Consider the following 17,829-nt stretch of genomic DNA (forward strand, 5'->3'; position numbering starts at 1 on the left):
GTAGCTCAATGCCCCACTCGATGTCGCGGCGAACGGTGCTGTTCGCCGGCTTCGCCGTCCCCTTGCTCTCGGCTTGCGCCCGCATGCCGTTCGGTCCGCGCCACCCGCAGCTGCTGGTGCAAGTCAGCGCGCCGTTCGCCATGCCGGCCATCGCCATTCCCGACTTTTCCGCCAGTCCACGCTTTCCCATCACCGATTTCGGCGCCGACCAAAACGACCAGCGCAAGACTTCCGACGCCATCGCCGCCGCCATCATGGCCGCCAGCGCGGCCGGTTCAGGCATCGTTGTCGTTCCGCCCGGCACCTGGCCTACCGCCAAGATCCACCTTAAAAGCAACGTCAACCTGCATCTCGCCAAGGGCGCCACCTTGTTGTTCTCCGAAAAGCCGGCGGACTATCTGCCGGCCGTGCTGAGCAGCTGGGAAGGGCTCGAGTGCTACAACTACTCGCCGCTGGTCTACGCGTTTGAGTGCGACAACGTCGCCATTACCGGCGAAGGCAGACTCAAGGCCAAACTGGACGTCTGGCGGGAGTGGTACCAACGCCCGCAACCGCATATGGAGGCGCTGGTGGCGCTGTATAAGCTGGCGGCCATCGAGGCACCGGTTTCCGAGCGCCAGATGACCGCCGGCGCGGCCAATCTGCGGCCGCAGTTCATCCAGTTCAACCGCTGCCGGCACGTGCTGGTCGAGGATATCAGTATCGAGGACAGTCCGTTCTGGGTGTTGCACCCGCTGCTGAGCCGCGATGTCGTCATCCGCCGCGTCAAAATCAGTGCGCATGGCCATAACAACGATGGCGTCGATCCGGAAATGACCCAAAACGTGCTGATCGAGGATTGCGTGTTCGACCAGGGCGACGACGCGATCTCCGTCAAATCCGGCCGCGATCGCGACGCCTGGCGGCTGGGCGTACCGTCCAAAAACATTGTCATGCGCAATTGCCGCATCAAGAACGGCCACCAGCTGATCGCCATCGGCAGCGAACTGTCGGCCGGCGTCGAGAACGTGCTGGTCGATAACTGCCACTTCGATGCCTCCGGCTCGGCCACCGCAAGCACCATCACCAACTTGCTGTACGTTAAAACCAACGAGCGGCGCGGCGGGTATGTCCGCAACATTTATATGTCCGACGTCATCGCCACGAGGATCGCCGGCGGCGTGCTGTGCGTCGAAACCGATGTTTTATACCAGTGGAAGAACCTGGTGCCGACCTACGAGCGCCGGCTGACACCGATCGAAGGTTTGCACGTTCGTAATATTGCGGTCGGCGAAGCCGCCTTCGTCTGCCGGGTGAAGGCCGAGCGCGAGATGCCGGTCAAAACGGTCAAGCTCGAAAATATCGCCGTCCGGGCGGTGAGGGAAACGCCGATTATGACGGAAAACGTTGTTGGTTTCGTCAACGCAAACTAGTCCGGCCGGCGCGGCGACAATCGGGCGCGGCGCCGGCATGGATTACAATGCATGCTTCTCAACACTGAAAGCAGCGCATGGAATGGCTATTCGACCCAAACATTTGGGTCGGTCTGTTTGCATTAATCGTTCTCGAAATCGTACTTGGCGTCGACAATCTCATCTTCATCGCGATCCTCGCCGATAAACTGGCGCCGGAGCAGCGCGACAAGGCGAGGCTCGTCGGCCTGAGCCTGGCGATGCTGATGCGCCTGGGCTTGTTGAGCGTAATGTCCTGGCTGGTCACCCTGACCGAACCGCTGTTCTCGATTGCCGCGCTAAGCTTCTCCGGACGGGATTTGATCCTGCTGCTGGGCGGCTTCTTCCTGCTGTTCAAAGCCACGATCGAGCTCCACGAGCGGGTCGAAGGCAAGGTGCACGAAACCCAGGGCGGCTCCAGGGTCTACGCCGGTTTCGGCGCGGTCGTCGCCCAGATCATCGTGCTCGACGCCGTGTTTTCGCTCGACGCGGTCATCACGGCGGTCGGCATGGTGGATGAGCTTGGCGTCATGATGGCCGCCGTCGTCATTTCGATGGGCGTGATGCTGCTTGCCTCCAAGCCGCTGACCCGCTTCGTCAATGCCCATCCGACGGTGGTGGTGCTGTGCCTGAGTTTCCTCTTGATGATCGGCCTGAGCCTGATCGCCGAGGGCCTCGGCTTCCACATTCCGAAGGGTTATCTGTATGCCGCCATCGGCTTCTCGGTGGTGATCGAGGCGCTCAACCAGTTGGCGCGCCGTAATTTCGTCACCCGCGAATCGCGTGTTCCATTGCGCGACCGCACCGCCGATGCCGTGTTGCGCCTGTTGGGCAGCAAGAAGCGCGTCGCCGCCGGTGGCGAAGAAGAGGGCACCACGACGGCCGTGGTGCCGGAAGCGTTCGAGCAAGAAGAGCGCAACATGGTCAGCGGCGTGCTCAGCTTGTCGCAACGCTCGGTGCGCTCGATCATGACGGTGCGCTCGAACATTTCATGGATCGACCTGGACGCCGACACGGCCACGATCCAGGGCCAGATTCTGGAAACGCCGCACAGTTTCTTCCCGGTCAGCCGTGGGCAGCTGGACAACATCATCGGCGTCGTCCGCGCCAAGGAGCTGATGGCCAACCTGGCGCGCGGCGTGCCGATCCCGCCCGAGCATATCCGCGAGCCCATCATCATGCCCGAGGCCAGCGGCGTGCTGAAGGTGATGGAGACGTTGAAGCGTTCGCGCGGTCAATTGGTGTTGATCGCCGACGAGTACGGCACGATCCAGGGCGTGGTGACGCCGATCGATATCCTGGAAGCGATCGCCGGCGAGTTCCCCGACGAGGACGAGCAGCCGGATGTGCAGGAGCAGGGGCCGGGTTGCTGGCGCGTCGCCGGCACGGCCGATCTGCATTATCTGGAGCAAGTGCTGGAGACGGACGAACTGATCAGCGAGAACGACGATTACACGTCGCTGGCGGGCTTCATGCTGGAGCGTCTCGGCAACCTGCCCACCGTGGGCGAGGCGGTCGAGGTTGACGGTCTGCGGTTCGAGGTGATCGAGGTGGTCGAGCGGCGCATCGCGGCCGTGATGGTGACGCGCGTCGAACCGGCGACATCGGTCGACGAATAACGCGCGGGGGTCGTCGGCGGCGCATTTCCAGGCCGCTGACGTGTCCCAGCGCGCAGCGTGGACACGCCGAGGCGGTCACCCGAGGCCTGCCAAGCCGGTGCCCATTCGCCCAGCGCGTGTCTGAACTTTTCACTTTCGATGCATCCACATCAAGGATGCGTACGTATTTATGTCTGAATGACCGGTGAAGTGCCGCCGGTCGCGGCAAGGCACTAAGAGGCCTTGGCAGACTAACGCGATCAATCGAAGGAGAAGCATATGAGTCCAGCGCGCATGGTGTTCGAAGAATTCCTACGGTCCAAAAAGAGCGCGGACGCGCCCAAGAGCACGCGACAGCGATATCACGCCATGGCGGGGATTTGGACGGAGCGCTACACGCCCGACGTCTTTCGCGATCTTCACCCCTATATTCTCGCAAAAGGATGGCGTCCGATCGGGTGGAAGGGAACGCGCAAGCCAAATCCGCGATTCGACATGGATCTGGTGCCGAGCAAGCGGCCACGGCCTGCCTGGGATATTTACAGCCGGCCGATCCAGGATTTCGGCAGCGTCACCGAGATTTGGGCCGGGCTCTATGGGTCTTCCGACATCGAGGTCGCCAAGGGTTACTTGGGGGATGATGGCGGCGAAGGCGGCACGATGTTCCGCATCTATGTGAAAAGGGAATATGTCGGTCACAACTACAAGTTGCCTGTGAACGAAGGCATGGACGGTGAGATGGCAAAGCGCTTTGTCACCCGCCAGCGCAGTGATCCAAATTTGAGGTATTGCTCCTTGTCAGGTCCGCAGACCCCGGGGACCGGCGAGGCATCGCTTCCAGAAACGTTTTTCTTCGGCCCCGAGATTTCGAAATGCATCATGTTGATGCCGGTGCCGCGGGCTTTGTACATGGATGGCCAGAACGCGCCGGTGCTCAGGTCGTTTGCCACCAATGACGTCATCAGCAAAACCATCTCGTGACGGCGGCCCGGGGGGCGGGTGTCGCCACCAGACTGGCCTACCAGCTCGACTGCTTCGCGTTTGGAAGAGCACGCTGAAGCCAGCGCTTGCACGTCTGCAATGCGGCGGGCGCTGTCGTTGGCCCGCCAGACACCGCGTCTCGGGTCAAGTGTCAACTAGTAAAACGGACATGCTCCACCATCACTTCATCCGCCGCAAAATCGCATACATATTGTCGCTGAGCGGGCTGCGATCCAAGATCGACATCCGCACCACATCCAACCCGGCCAACCGCGCCGTCGCCTTCAATGTCTCCGGCGTGAAGTAATTCACATGGTCCGGCCAACGGAATCCGCACCAGCGCGACCCGCGCAAATACCGGTTGAAGCAATTGTAGTTGGGCACCTTGACCAGTATCGATCCACCGGGTTTGAGCCGCTTCGCCGAGCGCTCCAGCACCGTCAGCGGATTGATGTCGTGCTCAAGAAAAGACGCCATGATGATAACGTCGAAGTACCCGTCGTCGAAATCGTCCAACCCATCCATCGCCGACGCGTGCACGCAGCGGCCGCCGGCCTTGCGCAGCTTGCCGTCCGATATCCTCGACAGCTCTTGCGATATCTCTATGCCGTGCGGCACGCTTTTGCCACGCAAATCGGCCGGCAGCGACTTGAACAAATCATCGAGCAGCGAACCCCAGCCACAGCCGACATCGAGCACGTTGATCCTGGCGCCGCGCGCATCGCGGATCAGCCGCTGCACCAAGGTCAGGCTCTTGTTGCGCTTCAGGATGCGGCCGCGGAAGCGTTTGAGCGCGGTGCTGATCGCGTAGCGCAAAGGCTCCGCTTGCTTGCGGGCCTGCGTTTCCTTTTCGAACGTCACCTCGTAGGCGAAGTCCTGTGACAGCTCCTCGTATGCCGGAGGATTGGCCAGGAACACAATGCCGGTCTGCCTGCACTGTTTCAGCCGCCACGGCGAGGGCGCGTAGGGTAAGTCGATTTCGTCACCGCCGTGCGCGCGGAGCGGAGAGATCCTTAGTCGTGCAGCGATAGTCATGGGCTGATGTCCGGCTGGTCGGTTGCGGGAGCGTGCCGAGAAAGATTAGCATGGAGATATTGCAGAACGATGACTTGGGCTATCGCGCTATCGCGGTGTCGCGCCGTAGTAACGCGCCGCGCCCTCGGGAACGATGTCGACACGGTCCAGCATGAACCCGGGGTCCATCGCGTACAGGCGCAGCCGATGCTTGCCCGGCGCAAGCCGCTGCGGCGGCAACGACCGCACCGCAGTATTGCTCAGCACGTTGAGCTTCCATTCGTCGCTGCGCCCGTGGGTGCGGAAGTCGAGTATCGCCAGCGCGCCGTCATCGATGCGATAACCGAGCCTGAGTTGATTTTCCGACGTCAGGGGATGGGTGGGGAGGGCGACGATGTTCACGCCGACCGGGCCGCTGGAATCGGAGTGGAACTCGATCACCAGCGGCGCCACATCCGCAGCCTGGCCCGCCTCGACGGAGGACAAGGCCAGCGACGAACGCAGCACCGCGCCCATGCTGCCCAGCTCCTCGATCTTTTGCCATTGCGGATGCGGCGCCGCGCTGGAAGCCGCGATCGACACCGCGCGCGGCCGCGCTGCCTGCGTTGGCGGAGAGGCGGACGGCGTGGCCGCTGCCGCTGAGGCGGCGCCCGGTGGAGGCGGCCAGGCCGGCTCGGCAAACACCGGCAGTCTGCGAGGCGCCATATCCATCATGTGGCGCCATTTGCCGTTGGCCAGTCCATTGTATTCGGCGGTATCGGCGACAATGGCTCGGTGCGCCGCCTTGGCCTGCGTCACATACTGCTCGGCGCGGGCGCCGGCGTTGTCCGGCAACCCTGCCAACTCCAGCTTCAGGATGCGCGCGTTGAGGTTGGCGCTCGCGCGTACCGGGTACAGCACCAGTTCGTGGAACGCGTCGCGGCGCTCGGCCGGCATCGCTTGCGCCAGCGCCTCGGCGCGCGCGGTGATGGCGGCATATCTATCCAGACGGCGCAGCGCCTCGTCGCCGCCCGATTGCAGATACGCCGTCGGCTTGTTCGGCGTGGTCGGCTCGGTCTGGCCGAAGCCCATGAATTCCGGCCGGCGCTCCCAGGCCAGCGCGTAGTATTCCATCATGATGTCGGTGATCTGCCGCGCTTGTTCAGTATCGAACTGGCGCGCCAACCAGTCATGCAGGTGTTCGCTGGGCGCCTGAGCCAGCAGAGTGTGATCGAAGGCCAGATCGAGAAAGTACTGGCTCAGGTATTCCAGCGGCTTGATATCGCCGACGTTGGCCACCCACAGCTTGCGCGCGCCGGTGTGCCAGGCGCGCTCCAGTTGCTCGCGCACCAGCGACGGATGCGTCGTTCCCAGCCACAGATAATCGTGCGGCCGGCCCCAGTAGGACAAATGATAGTAAAGCCCCGCGCCGCCGCCGCGTTTGGCCTCGGTCGCGGTGCCGAGCTGGCTGATATATCCGTAGTTGTCGTCCGGCCAAATCAGGCTGATGTCGTCCGGCACCTTCAGCCCGGCCTTGTAAATATCGAGCACTTCCTTGTACAAGGTGAGCACTTGCGGAATCCGCTCCGGCGGACGGCCCTGCGCCCTGGACAGCAAGCCGCGCTGGATATCGATCACCTGTTCGACGCCGTCGCGCGCCTCCGCGATCGTCTTCGCGCCTTCCATCGCGCTGTCGTGCACGCCGCGCAAGCCGACCGACATCAGGGTTTCGAAACGTTTGACTTGGCGGACACGCTCATCCCAATAGGCGATCATGCGGTCGCGGTTGGTGAAGAAGTTGAACGGGCCGTTCGCCTTCAGATTCCATTCGCGCACGTTGTTGCGCATCATCGGCTCGGCGTGGGAGGTACCGACCACGATGGCGTAATCGCGCGCCATCTCCGGGTTGCCGGCGATCTGATAGAAAGGCTTGGTCGAGTCGTGCATCGCCGGCCACAGCGTATTGGCCTTCAGGCGCCACATCAGCTCGTAGATACGCGCGTAGGTGGCGGGGCCGATGTCGCCGGTCTTGGGATCGTAGGTCTTTGCCGCCCACGGCTGCAAACCCCAGTCCTCGTCGTTGAGGAAGATGCCGCGATAGTGGACCGACGGCGCGCGCGAGAACACGGTGGCATCATCGATGGCCACGCGGGCCTGGCGGCGCGGCGTCACGTCCGCCCACCATTCCCAGGCCGAGACGCCGAGTTCGCGCGTCAGGTCCACCACGCCGTAGACCGTGCCACGGACGTCGGAACCGGCGATCAACACATAGCTCTGCTTTTTGGAACGGACGACCAGCCGTTTGTGCCGCTCCCACTCTCCGCGCAACGCCGCCAGATCAAGGCCGTCGCGCTTGGCCAGCTGGCGCAGCAGCGGCGTGTCGTAGGCGCCGATGACCACGCAGGTCTTGCCGCAGTCCTGCAAGCGCGACGAGATGCGCGGCGACTCGCCACTCAGCGCCTGCAGGTCGCGGCCCAGCAGTCGCGCCGCCAGCGCATAGGTTTTCTGGTCGTCATGAACAATGGCTGCCACCGGACCGCCTCGCCGATACAAGGCCAGCTCACCGGCGCCGGCGCTCTGCACGGAGGCGTACAACGCCCAACAGGCGAGCGGTCCGGCGAGCCTCATCGCTGCGCGCTGGCCGAGGTGGAAGCAGGCGCCGCCCCCGGCATGATCTCGAGCGGCACGCCCCCGCGCACGGTTCGCAGGTTGACCAGCTTGACGGGTTCCAGCGCGTTGCCGGGCTTGCCGTCGGTGGTGACCGCCAGCGCGATAGTGTTGGCGCCGTTCGGGTTCAGGATGCCCGGCGGGATCACAAAGACGCGTTGCGGCCCGATGTGGGCGATGAACTGTCCCATGTTCCAGCCGTTGACGAAGATCAGCGCGCGGTTCTCGCGCTCCGAACGCGGCTTGGTGGTGTCGCCGAACGCCAGTCCAAGCTGGATGTCGTGGCCCTTCGGCAAGTCCAGATCGAACGCGGTCCGCAGCCAGTAGGTGCCCGGCGCCGGCGGCGCGTCGCCGGTCCTGGCCTTGGCCCAGCCGGCATTGAAAGTCTTGCCAGCCGCCGCCGGCAGGTACCAGCCCTCTCGTTCGCCGTACAGGCCGCCGTTGTTCATCGGACCGCGCACGACGTCGACGATGTTCTCGCCACCCTGCGTGCCCTGGATGCGCCAGTCGATCGGCACGGCGTAGCGCCGGCCGCCGCGCGACGTCAGCGAGGCCGAGATCAAGCCGCGCGCCTCGCGGTGATAGTCGTCGGCCATCAGGTTCCAGTTGTGCGAGTTGTTGCGCACCATGACCGCAATCACGTGCGGACCGTTCGCCAACTTGTCGCCGAGTGTGAACTTCACGCTGTCCGTGGTCTCGGGGAAGGAGCGGCCGACGTCGAGTTCATGCTGGCCGATGAACTTACCATCGACCCACACCTGTATCATGCCCGCGCCACCGGCGCCGTAAAACAGTTCCAGCTGATTGCTCTTCGTGTCGGTCAGGTCGAGGCGGCCGCGATACCAGACGTCGCCGTGGTGGAAACCGTAATCGCTCATCGACAAGGTCGGCTGGCCGCGTTCCGGCATGGTCCATGTCTGCGCCGCCGAGGCGCGTTGGTCGGCCTTGATCCAGGCCGAGTCGTCGAACTTCGGTTGCGCCTCGGGCCTGTCCATGCGCCGCGTCCAGCCCAGCGCGCCGAGGTCGGGCAGCTTCACGACTTCCGGCCCTTTCAACGCGGCGGTGCGCAGGCTGCCGTCCGGCTGGGCGGTGACCGCAAGGCTCTCGCCGTTGAAGGTGACCGCCGCGACGGATGGTCCCCAAATCTGCATATCGCTGACGGCTGTCGTATCGCCCGTTAGCGCCAGCTTTCCGCCCGCCAGGCTGGCCGAGCGCACCATCGCGGGACTCAGTTGAAGAACCTGGCCGGCCGGCGTTTTCTGGCTCCAGAAGGCGATGCTGTGTTTCTCGTCGGCCAGCAACAGCAGCAGCGGCGTGCGGCCGCCGCCGGAGATGCGCACGCGCGCCAGGCCGTCGTGGACGTAATCTAGCTTGAGGACGCCGTTGTCGTAGCGCGATGTCACCTTGCCTTCGATGACCTCCACCCTGGGCGCGCTGGCGTAGCGCAGCAAGGTCTCGCCCGGCTCGCCGCCGCGGCCGTGCAGCAGCGCGATGTCGCGCTCGCCGTTGGCGAAGTGCGTCTGCAGTTCCGACGTCGAGTAGACCAGGTGATGACGCTCCAGCTTGTAGTCGGCCAGCAGCATCTTGGCGTCCTGGCCGTTCAGGCGCAGCGGTACCTTGTACGTGCCGTCCCTGGTCGTCAGGTCGAAGGTGAAGCTGTCGCTGGTCAGCAGGTCGGACGGGCTGTGGACCGCGAACAGGATATGCGTGTTCAGATCGGGATTGATGTTGTGATAAACCTTGACCTTGTCGGACGAGGTCTTGATCTCCGGTCCCTTGTCCATCTTCGCCAGCGCCTGCTCGGCCGCCTGCACCAGCATGCCTTGCTGTTTCAGCCCGTAGGCCTTGGTCCGCAAGCCCCGGTCCTCCGAGATCGGCGCGCCGTAATCGTAGGAGGTGTACACCACCGGCCCGGCCAGCCAGCCCCACGAGGTGCCGCCGAACGTCATGTAGATGTTGTGGATCGTGATGCGGTTGATCAGGTTGGTGCCATAGAAGACCCGTTGGTAGCCGGTTCCCTGGCGCTCGCCGGTGCAATTGTAGGTGCCGTTCGAGCCCCAGTAGTCGAACCACCCGCCGCCCAGTTCGGCGGCGAAACCCGGCGTCTTCGGCGACGACAGCGCACCGATCTTCGGCGAATTCTTACCGTAGATGCCCCAGTCCGGCGCCCTGTTCGGACCGGCGGGATCGGCGTGCACGTTGCAGGTGCCGCCGGGGTAGCCATCGAACGCGTACATGTCGGTCGGGCCGGGATTGGCCCACGGCGCGGTCGAATCCTTGGGCGTCCAGTCAGGCAGCCGTCCGGCGGCGTTGTGGAAGAACGGCACGCTGATGCCGTCCGCGCGCGCCTTCCTCGCCAGGTGCTCCATGTGGCGCACGTGCTTCGGCTCGACTTTGCCCAGCTCGTTCTCGAGCTGGTAGGCGATGACGTTGCCGCCGCCGGTGGTGACCTGATGGCGCGCGATGATGGCGTTAATTTGCGTCATCCACTCGTCGACGGCGCTCAGGTAGACCGGATCGTCGGTGCGCGCCTCGGCGCGGTTGCGGAACATCCAGCCGGGATAGCCGCCGCCGGTCAGCTCCGCGTTCACATACGGGCCGGTGCGGGCGATGACGTACATGCCTTCCTCTTCGGCGATCTCGAGCGCGCGTTCGACGTTGCGCACATGCGAGAAATCGTAGACGCCGGGCGCGGCGGAGTGGTAACCCCAGTCGAAATAGAACGCCACGCCGTTGAAGCCGAGCGCCTTCATCTTCTGGATGACGTCGCGCCATAGTGATGGATTGGGCAGGCGGAACGGGTGGATCTCGCCGGACCAGACCACCACGCGCTTGCCGTCGATCAGCATCGAATGTTCGTCCCAGCCGACCTTTTTCGGTTGGCCTTTCGGCTTGGTGGCCTGCGCCAGCGCCTTGCGGTCATCGACCAGCACCGAGGCCTGGCCGATAATGCCGGACACGCCGCCCAGTTGTTTGGCCGCGCGCCACGTGCGCAAGCCATCGTCGCTGTCGGAGTACCAGCGGCGGCCGGTGGCGGCGTCGCCGAAGTACAGGCGCCATTGGCCGCCGGGCAGCTTGACCAGCGAATGGGCGCCGCTGGTGGCGCCCCACCTGGCCCAGTCGCCTTGCCGCTCGACGGTCCACGGGCCTTGCAACGACTTGGCGCCGGCCATCTCGATCAGGCCGGTGGCGCCGTTGCGGGCGAGGGCGGTGTAGCCGCCGTCGGTGACGGCGACGATCGTGTCGACATAGTTGTCCGGCAAACCCTGCAACGGCTGCGGCGCCGACCATGCGCCGAAGTCGGCGCTCGGCGTCAACACATAGCTGCCGCCGGCGCTGCGCGAGACGATGGCCTTCAGCGATCCATCCTTGTCGCGCAGCCATTCCGGCGCGACGACCTGGGCGTTGCCCGGCAGTGCCAGCGGCACGTTGCGCACGAACTGCCAACTCTTCAGGTCCCGGGAGCGGGTGAGTCCCAGCTCGGCGCTGTCCGCGCCGGTGGCGTACAGCACATAATAGTATCCGTCACTGTGGCGCACAATCGCCGGGTCGCGCATCAGCTTGCTCGGTGGCCGGTACGCATCGGAAGCCAGCGACGTGAAGGTGACGCCGTCGGTCGACGAGAACAGGCTGAGCCAGTTGTCCGACGTGCTGTTGAAACTGGCCATCAGAAACGCTGAGGCGTCGGCCGCTCCGCCGCGCGCCTGGCTGGCCGGCCGGTCCGCGTCCGAGGCCTGCGGAATGCCCAGTTCCTGGGCGGCGCAGCCCAGTGCCAGGGTCGCAGCGCCGATGCCGGCGATGGTTTTTCGAGCGATGCGTGTGAGGTTCGGCATGGACCTGGTTCGGTGAGGTAAGAACCCCACATCATAAGTCCATATGCCCCACGGGCAACACGCCACCCGATCAACAAGTTGAGTGATTCAGTCGAGGCGCTGCGCCAGCCGCCGGCGTAGCGCTTTTTCGGCCTCGACGATGGCCAGCAAGACCAGGCCGGCGCCGACAATGGCCAAACCATCGCGCCATGCCACCGGGCGCGTCCCGAAGATGGCTTGCATGAACGGCGCGTAGGTGAACAGCGCCTGCGCGGCGATGGTGAGCGCGACGCCGCCGAGCACCGCCGGTGTGCCGAGCGCGCCTTGCCAGGTCAGCGACGACCCGTGCACATAGCGCACGCTGAACAGATAAAAAATCTCCAGCACCACCAGCGTGTTGACCACCATGGTGCGCGCCAGCTCCGTGCCGAGTCCGCGATCTTCCACCCAGAAGTACATGCCGAAGGCCGCCGCGACGAACAGCGCCGACACGAACAGGATGCGCCACAGCAGGTCCAGCGTGACGATCGGTCGCCGCGCCGCGCGTGGCGGTCGCAGCATCGTACCCGCTTCGCTCGGCTCGAAGGCCAAGGTCAGGCCGAGGGCGACCGCCGTCACCATGTTAATCCATAGGATCTGTATCGGTGTGATGGGCAACGCCAGGCCCAGCACGATGGCGGCGACGATGGTGAGCGCCTGGCCGGTGTTGGTCGGCAGCGTCCAGGCGATCACCTTCATCAGGTTGTCGTAGACTGTGCGGCCTTCGCGCACGGCGGCGACGATGGAGGCGAAGTTGTCGTCGAGCAGCACCATCTCGGCCGCCTGCTTGGCCGCCTCGGTGCCGTTGTCGCCCATGGCCACGCCGATGTCGGCGCGCTTGAGCGCGGGGGCGTCGTTGACGCCGTCGCCCGTCATCGCCACCACCAGGCCGCGCGCCTGCAGGGCCTGGACCAGGCGCAGCTTGTGCAGCGGCGTGGTGCGAGCGAACACGTCGGTTTCAAGCGCCACGTCTTGCAGTTGCCGATCGTCGAGCGCGTCGAGCGCGGCCCCGGGCAAGGTCCTGGGCTGGTCCGCGATACCGAGCTGGCGCGCGATTTCGGTGGCGGTCACGGCATGGTCGCCGGTGATCATGACGACGCGGATGCCGGCCGCGCGGCAACTGGCCACGGCCGCTGTCGCCTCCTCCCGGGGCGGGTCGATGAAGCCGGCCAGGCCGATGAAGATGAGCCCGTCGATGTCGCCGAAGACCAGCTCGTGCTGGCCCGCACGCGCCGGCTTGACGGCCAACGCCAGCACCCGCTGGCCCCGGGACGCCAGGGCGTCGACCCGCGCCTGCCAATGCGCCGCCCGCAGCGGCCGCTCGCCCTCGGCGCAGCGTTCGCTGGCGCACAGGGCCAGGATGTGCTCCGGCGCGCCCTTGACCAGGATCGTGCCGCCATCCTCGTGGCTGTGATGCAGGCTGGCCATGAAGCGGTGCCTGGCGTCGAACGGGATCTCGTCGGCGCGGGGGAATTGCTTGCGCAGCAGCGCCGGGTCGAGACCGGCCTTCATCGCCAGCGTCGCCAGCGCGCCCTCCATCGGGTCGCCGTCGACCCGCCAGCCATGTTCCCCCGGCTGGACGGACGCGTCATTGCAGAGCAGGGCGGCGCGCGCCAGCTCGGCCACGTCGGCGCGCGCGGCCGGATCGATCTCGACGCCGCCGGCGCAGATGGCGCCGGCCGGATCATAGCCGGCCCCGGTCGCCTCATAGGTATCGACGCCGGTGACGAAGGTGCGCACGGTCATCGCGTTGCAGGTCAGCGTGCCGGTCTTGTCGGTGCAGATGACCGACACGGCGCCCAACGTTTCGACGGCCGGCAGCCGCCGCACGATGGCGTTGCGCGCAGCCATGCGGCGCACGCCGATCGCCAGCGCGATGCTCATGATGGCGGGCAAGCCTTCGGGAATGGCCGCCACCGCCACGCCGACCACGGCCATCAGCGCGTCGGCGAGCGGATAGGCGCGCACGTAGCGCGCGAACAGCAGCGTCAGCACGGACACCGCCAGGATGACCAGCGTCAGCTGCCGGGCGAAGCCGGCCATCTGGCGGATCAGCGGCGTTTCCAGCGATTCGACCTGGCCGACCAGGACGCCGATGCCGCCCAGGGCCGTGTTGGCGCCGGTGGCGGTCGCCACGCCAACGCCCTGGCCCGACGTCACATAAGTGCCGGACAACGCCATCGAGGCGCGCTCGGCGAGCGTGCTGTCGGCCGCCACCGGCTGCCCGCTTTTTTCGACCGGCGCCGATTCGCCGGTGAGCACCGCTTCGTCGATGTTGAGGTTGCTGGCTCTGAGCAAACGCAGGTCGGCGGGGACGCGGTCGCCCGCCTCCAGCAGCACGACGTCGCCGGGGACGATGTGCGCGGCGTCGATGGTGGTCCGACGGCCGTCGCGCCGTACCGACGCGCGCTGCGCCGCCATGCCGCGGATGGCGTCGAGCGCGGCGGCCGCCCGGCCCTCCTGGAAAAAGCCGATCGCCGCGTTCAGCGCCACCACCGCCAATATCACCGACGCGTCGGCCAGGTGGCCGAGCGACACCGATAGCAGCGCCGACGCCAGCAGTACGTAGATGAGAAGATTGTGAAATTGCAGCAGCAGGCGCTTGAGGGGCCTCTGCGCCGGCGCCGCCGGCAAGGTATTGGCGCCGGAAGCGGCGAGACGACGTTCGGCCTCATGCGCCTCCAGGCCGTCGGGACTGGTCCCCAGCCGCGCCATCGCTTGCTCCGGCGACAGCGCGTGCCAGCCGGTGCCGGCGGACCGCGACCCGCGATCGGGAGCGCCTTGACCGGGCGCGTGTGTGGAGCAGGTCATTGTGGGCCATCGGTGATGGTTCAGGAAACGCTATCCTATGCTGCCGGCCCGCGCACGAACTTTGACCTATATCAATTTATTCGGCATCAGGCTCGTGCGCGCGGGTGTGTCACAGCGACTTCAGGAACGCCAGCACGGCGTCGCGGTCCGCCTTCGACAGCGCCTCGAAGCGCTGGCGCGAGCGGTCGGCTTCGCCGCCGTGCCACAGGACGGCCTCGGTCAGCGTGCGGGCGCGGCCGTCGTGCAGGTAGCCGGCCTTGCCGGCGCCGCCCATCACCTTGTCCGTGTAGCCGATGCCCCACAGCGGCGCCGTGCGCCACATCGCGCCCTTGGCCTGGCCTTCGACGAACTTGTCGGCCAACCCCGCGCCCATGTCGTGCAGCAGCAAGTCGGTGTAGGGGCGGATGGTCTGGTTGCGCAGTTCGGCGAACAGGTGGCCTGAGCCGGTCTTGATCTCGGCCGTGTGGCAGGCCACGCAGCGCATGCCCTGGAACAGCCTGGCGCCGGCGGCGACCTGCTGCGAGTCGACCCGGTGCTCGTCGAGCGGCGCCACGCCTTTCGGGAAGCCGCTGGCCACGCTGCGCTGGGCCGGTACCGCCACCAGCGACAGGTAGTTGGAGATCGATTGCAGGTCGGCCTCGGAAATGCCGGCCTGGGCCGCGCCGGCGCGGCAGGCGACCGGCCCGTTGACGCAGTCGCGGCTGCGGTAGACCGGCGAGGTCACCGCCATGTCGAGCAGCAGCGCTTCGGCCGACTGCTGGCGCAAGGTCGCCTTGGCCGCCTTCCAGCCGAAGCGTCCCACCCGCACCGCGCCACTTTCCGGATCGTAGACGTAGTTGGCCACGCCCTTGACGCCGTCCGCGTCCGGCGCCGAACGGGCCAGCGCCAGGATGCTCGCCTCCGGTATCGCCTCCAGCAAGCCGGCGCCGATCATCGGCTGCGCCGCGCGCAGCGAGAAGATGTCCGGCGTCGCGCCCTCGAACGCCAGCGTCGGCTTGCGCAATTCGACCGTCGTGCCGTCGGCCAGCTTGACCGAGCGCGTTTCGAAGCCGGCCACGCGCACGCCGTTGCCCCAGTTCTGCGGCTTGCCGGTGGATGACACCGCGTTCATCTGCACCGCCGTGCCGTATTGCGGATGCGGCAGCTGCTGGCCGCTGGCGTTGACGGTGGCGACGCGGATCGACATGCTGTCGAGCCGCTGGTTGATCGCCGCCGGCGCCGGGCTGCGGCCGTTGTTGACGTGGCAGGCGATACAGGCGGACTGGTTGAACCGCGCTCCCTGCAGTCCCACCGCCTGCGCGTAGCGGTCATTGCCCGGTTCGTTGTGGTCGCCGGTGGTGAAATTGGTGTGCACCAGGCGCCGGCCCTCGACGAAGCGCTGCATGTTCTGCATGCCGACGTTGTTGTGCGGCTGCTGGAACATGAACTGGCCGTTGTCCGAGTAGTTGTAGGACACCGATCCGGCGCCGCCCGACAGCGTCTCCTCGGGCAACGGTATCGTGTTCAGGCGCGGCTGCACGCCGTACCATGGCTTGAGCCCGGCGCCGACGACATACGCCCATTCGTACGAGTAATAGCGCACGCCGCCGGTGTCGCCCTTGGCGGCCAGCGCATCGACGGTGGTGAACATCGAGGGCGACACTTCGATGACATCGCCGACCGCCAGCGAGCGGCTCTTGACGGTGGTGCCGTTGGGCAGGCCGTCGGCGCCGAGTCCGGCGTGTCCCGGGTAGTTGTCGACCCGGATCGTGCAGCCGTTGTTGATGCCGTTGGCGTTGGTCAGCTTGCCGTTGAGCGGATAGGCCACCGGCTTGCAGATGGCGACGTTGTCATCGACCAGTTGGCCCGGCGCCATCCAGCCGTAGCCGGTCACGCCGGGACGGTCGAAGCCGCGGAAGAAGGCCACGCCGCCTTTGAGGAAGTCAACCGTGGTGTACTGGTTGACGGTCAGGGTCGGCTTGGTGACCCCGGCCACGCGGCTGTTGTCGATGATCTCCACGCCCCACGTGCGGTTCTTGAAGTATTGCGGCACGAAGGTCAGGTAGTTGCCCGGCCCCTTGTCGCGCGGCAGGCCGGTGACGGCGTCGACCGTCTCATTGGGACCGTAGCCGATCTCGTTCCAGTCCTCGCCGCGCTCGCGGCCGTGGCGGGCCAGGCCGCGCGCGCCGAAGCGGGTCACCAGGGTGCCGTCGGCCAGGGTGAATTGCAGCGTCTCGAGCGGCTGGTCGGCCGAGGGCAGGGGAGTCCAGCCGGCGCCGCTGGCGGGGAAGTTCAGCGGCGACGTCGCCACGCCGCCGAGCGTGTTGTCGCTGCCCGGCGTCTTGAATTCCACCTCGTACAGCGAATAGCCGTACTGGCTGGCGCGCGCCACGCCCTGCAGGCGGACGTAGCGGGCGTCGATGCCGAGATTGAAGAATTCCTCGGTGCCGCCCTGGCCGTTGGTGACGGCGCGCCGCAAGGTCCAGTTCTGGCCATCGTCGGACACCAGCACGTTGTACTGCTTGCCGTAGGAGTTCTCCCAAAGCAGCTTCATGTAGCCGATCGGCGTCCTGGCGCCGAAGTCGAACTGCAGCCAGGCGCCATCTTCGAACGCGCTGGCCCAGCGTGTGTTGAGCTTGCCGTCGATCGCCATCGCGCCCGACAGGCCAGGATTCTCCAACCTGGAAGAGGTAGCCGCGAGCGGCTTGATCGCGATGCCGGGCTTGCTCGGATCGGCCACCGGCGGGGACGGCGCGGGATCGGCCGGCGCCGCGACCGGCGTGCCCGAGAACGCCTGCACCTCGATGATCGAGTAACCGTATTGGGTCGAGCGTTTGACGCCCTTGATGCGCAGATAGCGTCCCTGGCCGTTGAGCCCCGTCAGATCCTCGGTGCCGCCCTCGCTGTTGTCGACGCTCTTGATGGTGGTCCAGCTGGCGTTGTCGTCGGACACTTGCAGCAAGTACTGCGTGGCGTGGGCGTTTTCCCAATCGATGCGAACGCGGGTGATGAGCTCGCTCTTGCCGAAGTCCAGGGTCAGGTGCTGGTCGTCGGCGAAGCCGCTGCCCCAGCGGGTGCCGCCGTTGTGGTCGACGGCGGCAGCGGCGGACAGGTCGCCGCGCTCCACGGAGCTGGCGCTGACGTTGGCCGGCGTCAGCGCCACCTCCGCCGGCACTGCGGCGCCCTGTATGCGCATGGCGCTGGCGGTGCGCGGAGCGGATTGGGCGGTTTCCTCGCCGCCGCCCCCGCCGCAGGCCGTCAGCAAGGCGATCAAGGCCAGGGGCAAACCCTGGATGGGGAGCCTGCGCAGACGTCGCAGGTTGAGTTGGTGGCGACGCGGCGAGCGATTCATTCCATTCCCTTTTTGTATGGTTGGCCATGGCGACGGTCCCGACATGGAAACGTTTCCATTTGCTATGGCTGAAGATCCATCCAGGCGCCCCGGATAAGGACGCGAATGAACTTTTCAGTTACAAAAACTTTCGATTGAGCAACGTTGCCGAAGATATCTTGTGTTGA

Annotated in this window: 8 protein-coding genes; 3 read left to right on the forward strand and 5 right to left on the reverse strand. The window is 65.9% G+C overall.

The window, feature by feature from the left end; all coding sequences use genetic code 11:
* Positions 1-8 precede the first annotated feature (8 nt).
* From BMX85_RS13110 to BMX85_RS13120, 3 genes are all read left to right on the forward strand, one after another.
* The gene (locus tag BMX85_RS13110) at positions 9-1,412 is read left to right on the forward strand and encodes a glycoside hydrolase family 28 protein (protein WP_090318438.1); all 1,404 of its coding nucleotides are present in this window, start codon (positions 9-11) and stop codon (positions 1,410-1,412) included.
* Positions 1,413-1,489: 77 nt separating this feature from the next.
* Complete coding sequence (locus BMX85_RS13115; protein WP_090318441.1) at positions 1,490-3,049, forward strand: TerC family protein; 1,560 nt, start codon at positions 1,490-1,492, stop codon at positions 3,047-3,049.
* 258 nt (positions 3,050-3,307) lie between these two features.
* Entirely contained in the window at positions 3,308-4,009 is a 702-nt protein-coding gene (locus BMX85_RS13120) for a poly(ADP-ribose) polymerase family protein (RefSeq protein ID WP_143067968.1), read from the forward strand.
* A gap of 180 nt (positions 4,010-4,189) precedes the next feature.
* Here the strand turns inward: BMX85_RS13120 and BMX85_RS13125 are convergent, their stop codons facing one another.
* From BMX85_RS13125 to BMX85_RS13145, 5 genes are all read right to left on the reverse strand, one after another.
* The gene (locus tag BMX85_RS13125; protein ID WP_090318447.1) at positions 4,190-5,044 is read right to left on the reverse strand and encodes a class I SAM-dependent methyltransferase; all 855 of its coding nucleotides are present in this window, start codon (positions 5,042-5,044) and stop codon (positions 4,190-4,192) included.
* 87 nt (positions 5,045-5,131) lie between these two features.
* Entirely contained in the window at positions 5,132-7,534 is a 2,403-nt protein-coding gene (locus BMX85_RS13130) for a glycosyl hydrolase 115 family protein (protein WP_229210437.1), read from the reverse strand.
* A gap of 92 nt (positions 7,535-7,626) precedes the next feature.
* Positions 7,627-11,502 (reverse strand): beta-galactosidase, encoded by a 3,876-nt coding sequence (locus BMX85_RS13135; RefSeq protein WP_090318454.1) that lies wholly within the window; start codon positions 11,500-11,502, stop codon positions 7,627-7,629.
* A gap of 87 nt (positions 11,503-11,589) precedes the next feature.
* The gene (locus BMX85_RS13140; RefSeq protein WP_090318457.1) at positions 11,590-14,331 is read right to left on the reverse strand and encodes an HAD-IC family P-type ATPase; all 2,742 of its coding nucleotides are present in this window, start codon (positions 14,329-14,331) and stop codon (positions 11,590-11,592) included.
* Between the two features lie 109 nt (positions 14,332-14,440).
* On the reverse strand, positions 14,441-17,662 hold the full coding sequence (locus BMX85_RS13145) for a di-heme oxidoredictase family protein (protein WP_090318460.1): 3,222 nt from the start codon (positions 17,660-17,662) through the stop codon (positions 14,441-14,443).
* Between the last annotated feature and the right edge of the window lie 167 nt (positions 17,663-17,829).

This window comes from Duganella sp. CF517 (genome assembly GCF_900110275.1).
Classification (GTDB): domain Bacteria; phylum Pseudomonadota; class Gammaproteobacteria; order Burkholderiales; family Burkholderiaceae_D; genus Rugamonas.

Excerpts from the sequence above, each read along its gene's own strand:
- BMX85_RS13110 (WP_090318438.1), top strand. The coding sequence starts at position 9 with ATGCCCCACTCGATGTCGCGGCGAACGGTGCTGTTCGCCGGCTTCGCC.
- BMX85_RS13115 (WP_090318441.1), top strand. The coding sequence starts at position 1,490 with ATGGAATGGCTATTCGACCCAAACATTTGGGTCGGTCTGTTTGCATTA.
- BMX85_RS13120 (WP_143067968.1), top strand. The coding sequence starts at position 3,308 with ATGAGTCCAGCGCGCATGGTGTTCGAAGAATTCCTACGGTCCAAAAAG.
- BMX85_RS13125 (WP_090318447.1), bottom strand. The coding sequence starts at position 5,044 with ATGACTATCGCTGCACGACTAAGGATCTCTCCGCTCCGCGCGCACGGC.
- BMX85_RS13135 (WP_090318454.1), bottom strand. The coding sequence starts at position 11,502 with ATGCCGAACCTCACACGCATCGCTCGAAAAACCATCGCCGGCATCGGC.
- BMX85_RS13140 (WP_090318457.1), bottom strand. The coding sequence starts at position 14,331 with ATGACCTGCTCCACACACGCGCCCGGTCAAGGCGCTCCCGATCGCGGG.
- BMX85_RS13145 (WP_090318460.1), bottom strand. The coding sequence starts at position 17,662 with ATGAATCGCTCGCCGCGTCGCCACCAACTCAACCTGCGACGTCTGCGC.